This is a genomic window from Allomuricauda ruestringensis DSM 13258, from assembly GCF_000224085.1.
GTDB lineage: Bacteria > Bacteroidota > Bacteroidia > Flavobacteriales > Flavobacteriaceae > Flagellimonas > Flagellimonas ruestringensis.
In genome coordinates, this window is record NC_015945.1 from 3,832,625 (window position 1) to 3,842,422 (window position 9,798).

11 protein-coding genes are annotated in these 9,798 nt (G+C 43.1%); 5 read left to right on the top strand and 6 right to left on the bottom strand.

All coding sequences use genetic code 11. From position 1 onward, the window contains the following. Positions 1-252: 252 nt before the first annotated feature. Positions 253-2,031: a BspA family leucine-rich repeat surface protein gene (locus MURRU_RS17515; RefSeq protein WP_014034754.1), complete on the bottom strand. Its 1,779-nt coding sequence runs from the start codon at positions 2,029-2,031 to the stop codon at positions 253-255. 36 nt (positions 2,032-2,067) lie between these two features. On the opposite strand from MURRU_RS17515, the gene MURRU_RS17165 reads away from it, so the two are divergent. Further along, entirely contained in the window at positions 2,068-2,358 is a 291-nt protein-coding gene (locus MURRU_RS17165) for a hypothetical protein (RefSeq protein ID WP_014034755.1), read from the top strand. Here the strand turns inward: MURRU_RS17165 and MURRU_RS17170 are convergent. Genes MURRU_RS17170 through MURRU_RS17185 form a run of 4 tightly spaced genes read right to left on the bottom strand, consistent with a single transcriptional unit; the run spans position 2,348 to position 6,037 of the window. Next, positions 2,348-2,641 (bottom strand): hypothetical protein, encoded by a 294-nt coding sequence (locus tag MURRU_RS17170; RefSeq protein WP_014034756.1) that lies wholly within the window; start codon positions 2,639-2,641, stop codon positions 2,348-2,350. The genes MURRU_RS17165 and MURRU_RS17170 overlap by 11 nt on opposite strands. Then, positions 2,638-4,638: an NAD-dependent DNA ligase LigA gene (gene ligA, locus MURRU_RS17175; RefSeq protein WP_014034757.1), complete on the bottom strand. Its 2,001-nt coding sequence runs from the start codon at positions 4,636-4,638 to the stop codon at positions 2,638-2,640. The genes MURRU_RS17170 and ligA overlap by 4 nt, the downstream gene beginning before the upstream one ends. After that, positions 4,635-5,552, bottom strand: a complete 918-nt coding sequence (prmC, locus tag MURRU_RS17180; protein ID WP_014034758.1) for a peptide chain release factor N(5)-glutamine methyltransferase — start codon at positions 5,550-5,552, stop codon at positions 4,635-4,637. The genes ligA and prmC overlap by 4 nt, the downstream gene beginning before the upstream one ends. After that, on the bottom strand, positions 5,552-6,037 hold the full coding sequence (locus MURRU_RS17185; RefSeq protein ID WP_014034759.1) for a GNAT family N-acetyltransferase: 486 nt from the start codon (positions 6,035-6,037) through the stop codon (positions 5,552-5,554). The genes prmC and MURRU_RS17185 overlap by 1 nt, the downstream gene beginning before the upstream one ends. Positions 6,038-6,049: 12 nt before the next feature. Here MURRU_RS17185 and ribD point away from each other — a divergent pair, with 12 nt between their 5' ends. From ribD to MURRU_RS17205, 4 genes are read left to right on the top strand one after another with little or no spacing between them, the layout of a single operon-like run. Further along, positions 6,050-7,120 (top strand): bifunctional diaminohydroxyphosphoribosylaminopyrimidine deaminase/5-amino-6-(5-phosphoribosylamino)uracil reductase RibD, encoded by a 1,071-nt coding sequence (gene ribD / locus MURRU_RS17190; protein WP_014034760.1) that lies wholly within the window; start codon positions 6,050-6,052, stop codon positions 7,118-7,120. Continuing rightward, positions 7,113-7,715 carry an HAD family hydrolase gene (locus tag MURRU_RS17195; RefSeq protein ID WP_014034761.1) on the top strand — a complete coding sequence of 201 codons (603 nt, stop codon included), beginning with the start codon at positions 7,113-7,115 and terminating at the stop codon, positions 7,713-7,715. Before ribD ends, MURRU_RS17195 begins: the two co-directional genes overlap by 8 nt. After that, entirely contained in the window at positions 7,716-8,579 is an 864-nt protein-coding gene (locus MURRU_RS17200; protein ID WP_014034762.1) for a DMT family transporter, read from the top strand. After that, complete coding sequence (locus tag MURRU_RS17205; protein WP_014034763.1) at positions 8,579-9,193, top strand: IMPACT family protein; 615 nt, start codon at positions 8,579-8,581, stop codon at positions 9,191-9,193. Before MURRU_RS17200 ends, MURRU_RS17205 begins: the two co-directional genes overlap by 1 nt. Positions 9,194-9,305: 112 nt before the next feature. Here the strand turns inward: MURRU_RS17205 and MURRU_RS17210 are convergent, their stop codons facing one another. Next, positions 9,306-9,704 (bottom strand): acyl-CoA thioesterase, encoded by a 399-nt coding sequence (locus MURRU_RS17210; RefSeq protein WP_014034764.1) that lies wholly within the window; start codon positions 9,702-9,704, stop codon positions 9,306-9,308. Between the last annotated feature and the right edge of the window lie 94 nt (positions 9,705-9,798).

Sequence of the window (9,798 nt, forward strand, 5' to 3'; positions counted from 1 at the left end):
CGCAGTGGGCGGTCAACAGTGTCATTTTGAGCGAAAGCGAAAAATCTCCACCTCCTTAATGTCTGGGAAATTCTTCAATCGATCTGCTCTTTCAGAATAACAGGTACCAAGTGTCAAGTGCAAACATCAAACTCAGGTAACCTAGTAACGCAATAACAGAGTAACCAAGTGACTGAAAAAACCAAAAAACTAAACCACCGAGAAACCCGAAGGCCTCAGTGGCATGTTTTAAATATAATTTTGCTCACTTTATCATGGACAAGGAGTATCCCCAACAATGGTCCACCCTTTGTTTATGATCAATGAATTTCTTGCAGCAATAATATCAGGGGTACATAGAATGGCCATACCCGAAGCACCCAACTCTATATCAGTGGGCATATTAGCCAAATTATTTGCCCAACCCAACAATGTGGCACTATATGCGGAAGGCGTCATTCCTGAATTATTTAACATGACTTCCAGACCATCCACATTGTTGATATTCCAATTACCCAAATTTCTATTAAATGACGAGGCTCCAGAGAACATAGCGGTCATTTTCACCACATTGCTTACATCCCAAGTACTGATATCCCCATTAAAAACATCCGCGAATTGGAACATACCTTGCATATTGGTCACATTGCTCACGTCCCAATTGCTAAGATCTCCGTTAAAGGATTCGGCTTCATAAAACATATACCTCATATTTGTTACACTTGTTGTATTCCAATCACTAATGTTCCCACTAAAGGAAGTGGCTCCGCTAAACATACTACTCATGTTAGTGACATTGCTTACATCCCAACCGTTAAGGTCACTATTAAAAGAAGGAGCGTTATAGAACATAAAACCCATATCCTTCACATTGCCTAACTTTGTGCCCCAAGCATTTAAATCCTTGTTAAAGGAAGTGGTTCCAGCGAACATACTGTTCATATCAGTAACATTGCTTACATCCCAAGTACTAAGATCTCCATCAAAGGAAACGGCGCCTCTGAACATTTCGTTCATATTGGCAACATTGCCCACGTTCCATCCGCCGATATCCCCATTAAAGGATTCGGCATTTCGAAACATAAAATCCATCTCCGTTACATTGCTTACGTCCCAAGTACTAATGTCCCCATTAAAAGAAGTGGCCCCATCAAAAACACTACTCATATTGGTCACGTTGCTCAGTTTTGCCCCCCAAGCACTTAAATCCCCGTTAAAGGAGGCGGCACCATCGAACATACCGCTCATATCAGTCACGTTGGAAAGATCGGGGACATCCGTGGCATTATAGACCATGTTTTCACAATCGGCAAAAGCACCCCAAAAACTCTTCCACTGAATGTTGCCCCATTGTTCCAAGCTTAAAAGCTTCGAAGAACTTTCTTCTCCCAAACTACCCATTTTAATAGCAGGAAACTCCCCCTGTATGGCCACGGTATAGGTGCCCGATGTGTCGTAAACATGGGTCGGTTTTCCATCTGCATCGGTAAGCTCTTCCTCCGTGCCATCGCCCCAGTCTATAGCGTAGTTGTAGGAGTAGTCACCGTTAATGCCGATAATAATCTCCTCGCCATCGGTCTCGGTCTTCCAAATGGTGATAAAGGAGGTTGGGTCCTCGGCCATGCTCTCATTTACATCCTCCACGGTTATTGTTATTGTGGCCTCGGCGGTCTCCTCTCCATCGGTTACGCTTATGGTAATAGTGTGCTCCGTGGCGGTCTCGTAGTCCAGTGTCTTGCCCTCGGCGAGGGTGAGCTCCCCTGTTGTGGTCAGCAAAAAGAGGTCATTGTCATTCTCGGTCAGCTCAAAGGAGAGCCCGTCCCCGTCTGCATCGGTGGCGGTCACCGTGCCGATGATATCGGCATCCGTAATGCTTTCCCCTGCGGTGAACTCCTGTGCCTCGATTACGGGAGGCGAGTTGGTCTCCTCAACGGGCTCAGGTTCTGGCGTTGGGTTCGGTGCTGGCGGTATAGGGCCATCGTCTTTGCCACAGCTCCAGAGCATGACCGTGGCCATCAGTGCCACACCTAATTTCCTTTCAATGTGTTTCATAACATTTTTGTTTTTGATTATAAGTATTGGGACAAGATGCGATGTTCGCGGGAGAGTTTTGGGCACGATCTTACCAATGCCCCGTTTGGATTGATGGATGCAGGGGTTGGGTTGATGGGGAAGTTTGCAGTATGCAGTGGGGAGTCAAAAAAGTTCAGGCTCAAGCACCAAGTTCAAGAGCGAAGAAAAGAGAGACAAGACCGCTGCGCTTTGGACACAAGAACCAAGACTTCTGAAGTTTGGGGTTTAGAGTTAGGGGTTATTCAATTACTGCGGACTGCTTACTGCGTGCTGCAAACTGCTTACTGTAAATTGATCAAAGGTTAGCCTCGACCAACACTTTCAATTCTTCTTCCAAACTATATTCAGGAAAGGGCTTGTCCGCTCTACCGTACCAATAACCAGCATTCCACTTGTCACCTTCTTTTCGGTGTAAATAGGCGTGAATCCAACTACCCATTGGCGAATGGATATCTTGGGCAATGTCATGGGAAGATTCCCAATCTCCCCTCGCATCAAACCAAAGGGATTGCAAAGCTCTTGGCCATTCTTTTGGAGGTTCGTGTTGATCTAGTGTAGATTCAAATTCTTCGAACGTTTTGGGTTTCATACTTCCAGTTTTTGCAAAAATTCCTGTTCCGAGATTATGGGTACTCCCAAGGTTTCCGCCTTTGTTTTTTTACTTGGACCCATTTTGTCCCCAGCCACCAAAAAACTTGTTTTTGAAGATATGGACGAAGACACTTTGCCTCCGTTGTCCTCGATCATCTTCTTTAAATCGTTTCTGCTGATAGATTCAAACACGCCGGACACCACAAAGGTCTGCCCCTTGAATTTATCCGTTTGGTTTTCCAATTGCTCCTCGGACAATGAGAATTGCAATCCGTAGGATTTTAATCGGTCAATAATCTCCACATTAGCGGGCTCCGAGAAAAAGTTCACCACACTTTCCGCAATCCGCTCACCAATTTCATCCACTGCAATCAATTGTTCTTGAGAAGCAACCATCAAAGCATCAATATTTTTGAAGGCTTTTGCCAGTTTTTTGGCAACCGTTTCACCTACATATCGAATCCCCAAAGCAAAAAGCACCCGTTCAAACGGAATTTCCTTGGATGCCTGTACGCCATTCACCAAGTTCTCGGCCGATTTATCAGCCATACGTTCCAATGGCAAAATTTGTTCCTTGGTCAAGGTATAGAGGTCTGCATAATTACCGATTAACCCTTCTTTAAAGAGCAATTCCACCGTTTCGCCCCCCAAACCTTCAATATCCATGGCCTTTCGGGAAATAAAGTGTTGGATGCGCCCGGTTATCTGAGGGGGGCAACCCATATCGTTTGGACAAAAATGCTGGGCCTCGCCTTCTTTACGGATCAATTCAGTGCCACATTCGGGACAGTGGGTAATATACTCGGTAGGTTTGGAGCCAGCATCCCGTTTGGTAAAATCGACCTTAATAATTTTAGGTATGATTTCACCTCCTTTTTCCACAAATACGGAATCCCCTTCGCGAACATCAAGCTTGGCAATTTGGTCCGCATTGTGCAAAGAAGCACGTTTTACCGTGGTTCCTGCCAACAAAACAGGAGCTAAGTTGGCCACAGGGGTTATCGCACCTGTACGCCCAACTTGATAGGTGATTTTGTTTAAAGTTGTGGTGGCCTGTTCCGCCTTGAACTTGTAGGCCATGGCCCAGCGCGGTGATTTGGCCGTATAGCCAAGCTCGTCTTGGTGCTGGATGCTATTTATCTTCACTACTACTCCGTCTGTTTCGTAGGGCAGATTGTGACGGTTCACTTCCCAATAATCCGCAAACTGCATCACTTCTGTTGTGGATTTGCAAAGTTTGGCCACCGTCGGCACTTTAAACCCCCATGATCTTGCTTTTTCCAAGACTTCAAACTGAGAGCTTACCCCAAGATCATCACCTGCGATGCTGTACAAAAGACACTCCAACGGGCGTTGGGCCACCAAGGCACTATCTTGAAGTTTTAAACTTCCGGATGCGGTATTTCTAGGGTTCATATAAGGGTCTTCGCCTGCTTCAACACGCTCTGCGTTCATTTTTGCGAAGCCCTCGAGGGTTAGGATAATTTCCCCACGAATATCAAATTTTGGCGGATAGTCTCCTTTTAGTTGCAAAGGAACCGATTTAATCGTTTTGATGTTGTTGGTCACATCATCACCTTGAAAACCATCGCCCCGAGTGACGGCTTTCACCAATTTTCCGTCCTCATAAGTTAGACTGATGGAAGCCCCATCATATTTCAACTCGCAGGTAAATTCCACTTCTGCATCCCCAAGAATACGCTGAACCCGTTTCTCCCAATCCTCCAAGTCTTCCTTGGAATACGAATTGTCCAAGGAATACATGCGATGTTCATGTGGAACGGTCTCAAAGTTTTTGGTAACCATTCCCCCCACTCGTATGGTGGGCGAAGTGGGATCGTAAAATTCAGGGTGCTCCGCTTCCAATTTCTGAAGCTCTTCGAGTTTCATATCAAACTCATAATCGGAAATGGAGGGCTCATCGAGCACGTAGTATTTATAATTATGCTCCCTTAGCTCATTGCGTAGGGAGGTTATTTTATCTTGGATGTTCATTTCTTAATTGCTTTTAGCATTCTATCGTTGCCAAAGATGTCTTTTCGCAGTTCAATTTCCGAAAAATTATGGGCTTTGAAAAGTGCTTCGGTTTCCTTGCCCAAATATTGGTTGATTTCAAAGTACAATCTTCCATTTTCCTTTAGATGCTTTTTCGAAAAGTCCATGATGGCTTTGTAAAAAAGCAATGGGTCTTCGTCGGATACAAAAAGGGCCGTGGATGGTTCAAAATCCTTTACATTTTTTTTGATTTTCTCCTTTTCCAACTCCCTAACATAGGGGGGGTTGGATACGATGATGTCGAAATCAAGTCCAAATCCAAGCTCAAATTCAGGGGCAAGGATGTCATGTTTTAAAAAAATAACATCAACTTTGTTGGATTCCGCATTTTTTTGTGCCACTTCCAGAGCTTTTTCCGAAACATCCAATGCATAGACCTGCGCACTAGGGAGGTTTTTTGCTAAAGCAATGGCAATACATCCGCTTCCTGTTCCGATGTCCAGAATTCGTAAAGAACGGTCATTGAGCGGAGTCGAAATGACGCTTCGACTCCGCTCAGCGTCCAATTTAAACTGTTTTTTTACCTGACTATCCTCCAAAATCCATTGTACAAGCTCTTCGGTCTCTGGACGCGGAATCAGCACATTTTCGTTTACCTGAAGCTCCATATCCATAAAATGGGCCGTTCCCAAAATATATTGAAGGGGTGTTTCCAACTTCAATTCTGAGAGTGCTTCAAAAAGGGGCTGTTCTTCTTCTTTGGTCAAAACAAGATTAGGTTGAATGGCCAAAATAAAGCGTTCCAGTTTTAGGTAATGCTCAATACAAGCGTAAAAAAAAGAATCGACTTCTTCTTTGGGGTAGATGTCACCCAGTTCCTTATGGAAAATATCTTTGATTTCTTTGAGGAGCATTACAACTTTTTAAGCATCCAAACCGGGCAGGAATAATGTCCCGTGTTCCCCATTGGGGCGTCTATATATTCAAAACCGTGCTTTTTGTACAGTTTTTGGGCGGCTTCCATATAGGGCATGGTCTCCAAATAGCATTGCTCAAAACCAAACTCCTTGGCTTTTTCCAAGCAGACGGCAATCATTTTGGCGCCAAGACCTTTGCCCCTGGCCTCTTCCAAAAAGTACATTTTTTGAAGCTCGCAAACATTCCAATCATAGTTGTCCAATTGTGCAACACCGGCACAACCAATAATTCGTCCCTTGTGCTCCACCACAAAGTAAACTGCCTTTGGCACATTGTAATTGGAATACATATCGTCCAAAGCTTTGTCCGCATAAGCGGTTCCTACTTTGGGCACACCCATATCCTCGAAAACTTTCCGGATTACTTGGGCCACCTGTGTGTTGTCTTCGGGGGTTATTTCACGAATCACCGTATCTCCCATATTCTGTTTTTAATGTTCTATTTTTGCGGGGTGAATATACATCAAAAATACATCCTTCGTTGCATTGAGCTGGCCAAAAAAGGCCTTGGAACCACGGCTCCCAATCCAATGGTGGGTTGTGTGATTGTTCACAATAAAAAAATTATCGGTGAAGGATTTACCGACCCCTACGGAAGTCCCCATGCCGAAGTGAATGCCATCAACTCGGTCAAGGACAAGAGTTTGCTGAAGGAATCATTATTATATGTTACCTTGGAGCCTTGTTCCCATTATGGAAAAACACCTCCTTGTGCGGATTTGATAGCCAAGCACCAACTCAAAGAAGTATTTATCGGGTTACAGGATCCCCACGATAAAGTGGCGGGCAAAGGCATCAAAAAATTGGAAGATGCGGGATGCAAGGTCACCATAGGTGTTCTTGAGGATGAATGCCGTAAACATCACAAACGATTTTTGACCTTTCAAGAGAAAAAAAGACCTTACATTATCTTGAAATGGGCAGAGTCCGATGATGGTTTTTTGGCACCCGATGCATCTTTACGAAAAGAGAGTCCTGAGCCTTTTTGGATTACCAATGCCCATTCCAAGCAGTTGGTGCACCAATGGCGTAGTCAGGAACAGGCCATTCTGGTGGGAACCCGTACCGTTTTGGAGGACAATCCTAAACTGACCACGCGCAATTGGGCTGGCAAAGACCCGATTCGCGTTGTTTTGGACAAAAATTTAAGGATTGATTCGAGTTTTCATATTTTGGATACATCGGTACAGACAATTGTTTTGACAGAGGTAAGGGACGAATCGTTATATATTAAAGGTATGGATTATGCTGTGCTAGATTTTTCAAAACCATTGGCCGCTCAAATTTGTGATGTGCTTCATCAACATAACATCACCAGCGTAATTATTGAAGGTGGGGCAAAAACGCTTCAAACCTTTATGGATGAAAACCTGTGGGACGAAGCACGCGTTTTTAAAGGCGCCATTTGTTTTAAAAGCGGTCTGCCAGCTCCGAAATTACTAGGAATTTTACTGCATCAAAACAAGATATTGACCGATACCTTAACCGTTTATTCCAATGATTAAAAACATTATTCTTGATTTTGGCGATGTACTCATCAATCTGGACAAACCGGCAACGGCCAAGGCAATGGTACAACATGGTTTTACCGGATTGACCCCTGATCTGGATAATTTATTTCAAACGTATGAGAAAGGGTTTATAAGCTCGTCAAATTTTTTAGACGAAGTATCCGAACATTTTCCCAATGCAAGTAGGGAATATTTAATGCAAGCGTGGAATTCCATTTTATTGGATTTTCCAGATTATCGATTAAGGTTTATTGAGAAATTGGCAGCAGAAAATCAGTTCAAAATGATTTTGTTAAGCAACACCAACGACCTACATATCGAATGTGTGAAGGAGCAAATGGGCATGGAACGGTTCAATCGGTTTAAAAATGCGTTCGATGTATTCTACTTGAGCTACGAAATGGGGATGCGCAAACCAGATTCTGATATATTTGAATTTGTGTTGGAAGAACATAAACTTAACGCTCCTGAAACTTTCTTTGTGGATGATGTAAAAGAGAATACCGATTCCGCGGCAGTACTCGGCATTAATGTCTGGAACTTGCAAGTGGGCAAAGAGGACGTAACCGAGCTAAAATCAAAACTGTAAATGGTATACCTTATCTTGAGTGTTCTGAGCTCCACCTTGATTTTTGTGGTCTTTAAACTGTTTGATGTTTTTAAAATCCAGACGCTATATGCCATTATCACCAACTATGTTGTGGCCTGTACGGTGGGTTTCTTTTTGTATGATGGCCCCGTTGGCATAAGCGACCTCACTAACAAATCGTGGTTTATCGGCCCTATAGTACTAGGTGTACTTTTTATTGTAATCTTCAACCTAATGGCCAAAACTGCCCAAGTTTCTGGTGTTTCCGTCGCCTCTGTAGCTACCAAAATGTCATTGGCCATTCCCGTGGTTATGGGTGTTGTGCTCTATGGGGAACATTTGAGTTGGCTTCAGATTATTGGAATTCTATTGGCATTGGTTGCCGTATACTTGGCCTCAATTAAAGAGAAGAGTATCAGAATCAATAGAAAGGCGCTGATACTTCCTTTATTAGTGTTTTTAGGTTCCGGTGTTATCGATACCAGTATTCAGTATTTTGAGGAAGTCCATTTGACCGACCAAGAGATTCCTTTTTTCTCTTCTATGATTTTTGCTTCTGCCGCTTTGACCGGGTTTATCTTTATTGGAATGAAAGCGGTAAAAACTCCGTTGAAAATCAACTTAAAAAATATAGTGGGGGGAATTGCCCTCGGCGTACCCAACTATTTCTCCATCTATTTTTTGATTCGTGCGTTGCGTGCAGACATTTTGAGCAGCGCTGCTATCTTTACTTTAAATAATGTCGCCATTGTAATGTTCTCTACTATATTCGGAATCTTACTCTTTAAGGAAAGGCTAAGCCCAAAAAACTGGGGCGGTGTTGCCTTGGCCATTTTGAGTATAATATTGGTAGCTTTGTTCTGATGGATAAAAAAGAAGATGTTTACAAGACCGTCAACAAACCTTCACCCGAGATTTTGTACAAGGACCGAAAGAGTAAATTCTATGCTGCGGTACATCCCATTGCTTCGGAAGATGATGTAAAACTGATTGTCGAGGAACTTCGAAAAAAACACCATACGGCCAACCATGTTTGCTATGCTTGGCAATTGGGAACCGAAAAAAAAACATACCGGGCCAATGATGATGGGGAGCCCAACAATTCGGCGGGAATGCCCATTTACGGGCAAATACAATCTTTTGGTGTGACCAATGTGCTGGTTACCGTCACCCGAATTTTTGGCGGTACCAAACTTGGGGTCGGCGGTTTGATTCAGGCATACAAAACTGCTGCACAGATGGCCTTGGAAAGTGCCAAGATCGTCACAAAGACCATTAAAGCTCAATTAAGGTTACAATTTGAATATCCGATTATGGATCTTGTAATGCGAACCATCAAACAGAAAGATTTGGACATTGTTTCCCAAAAAATGGAGTTGGATTGTGAGCTTGTTATTTCGGTTCGGTTAAGTGAATCAGAAGAAATATTTCAACTTTTCGACGAAATGCATGGTGTAGATGTGATCATGATGGATTGATTGGGTCAAGACCGCTTTGCTGTTGGACAAAAGACCGCTGCGCTGTTAGACATAAGAACAAAGACTCCCAACACCTGACTTCTGACTTCTGACTTCCGACTTCTGAAAAAATTCAATCATCCAGTTTTTCCAAAATATAATCCGGACATTTTATGGGCCTCCCTGTTTTTTTATCCATAAAAGCCAAAACGGTATTTGCGGTGGCCAACAACTCACCTGACTCATTGATTAAGGTATAATCGAACTCAATTTTTACCATTGGTTTGGATTTGAGTTGCGTCTTTACAGTTAACAAATCATCGTACAGCGCAGACTTTTTGTAGTTGATGTGTAAGGAAATTACGGGTAGCATTATGCCATTATCCTCCATACTCTTGTAGGTAATCCCCATGGCTCTCAACCACTCTACCCGACCCAATTCAAAATACTGTGCATAGTTTCCGTGGTAAACAACCCCCATTTGGTCGGTTTCTGCATATCGAACCCGAAAAGAATATGAATTTAGACCCATTTTTAACTGAAAAATTATATATTTAAAGGCTTGCTTATTTTGAGAGTAACATGCGAAAAAAAAACAAAACTTTCAATGCCGATTTCATTTTTTT

What these genes read in the sequence shown, in the direction of transcription:
- ribD (WP_014034760.1), top strand. Translation starts at nt 6,050, where the DNA reads ATGTTCTATTTTTGCGGGGTGAATATACATCAAAAATACATCCTTCGT.
- MURRU_RS17195 (WP_014034761.1), top strand. Translation starts at nt 7,113, where the DNA reads ATGATTAAAAACATTATTCTTGATTTTGGCGATGTACTCATCAATCTG.
- MURRU_RS17515 (WP_014034754.1), bottom strand. Translation starts at nt 2,031, where the DNA reads ATGAAACACATTGAAAGGAAATTAGGTGTGGCACTGATGGCCACGGTC.
- prmC (WP_014034758.1), bottom strand. Translation starts at nt 5,552, where the DNA reads ATGCTCCTCAAAGAAATCAAAGATATTTTCCATAAGGAACTGGGTGAC.
- MURRU_RS17205 (WP_014034763.1), top strand. Translation starts at nt 8,579, where the DNA reads ATGGATAAAAAAGAAGATGTTTACAAGACCGTCAACAAACCTTCACCC.
- MURRU_RS17210 (WP_014034764.1), bottom strand. Translation starts at nt 9,704, where the DNA reads ATGGGTCTAAATTCATATTCTTTTCGGGTTCGATATGCAGAAACCGAC.
- ligA (WP_014034757.1), bottom strand. Translation starts at nt 4,638, where the DNA reads ATGAACATCCAAGATAAAATAACCTCCCTACGCAATGAGCTAAGGGAG.
- MURRU_RS17185 (WP_014034759.1), bottom strand. Translation starts at nt 6,037, where the DNA reads ATGGGAGATACGGTGATTCGTGAAATAACCCCCGAAGACAACACACAG.
- MURRU_RS17170 (WP_014034756.1), bottom strand. Translation starts at nt 2,641, where the DNA reads ATGAAACCCAAAACGTTCGAAGAATTTGAATCTACACTAGATCAACAC.
- MURRU_RS17165 (WP_014034755.1), top strand. Translation starts at nt 2,068, where the DNA reads ATGCGATGTTCGCGGGAGAGTTTTGGGCACGATCTTACCAATGCCCCG.
- MURRU_RS17200 (WP_014034762.1), top strand. Translation starts at nt 7,716, where the DNA reads ATGGTATACCTTATCTTGAGTGTTCTGAGCTCCACCTTGATTTTTGTG.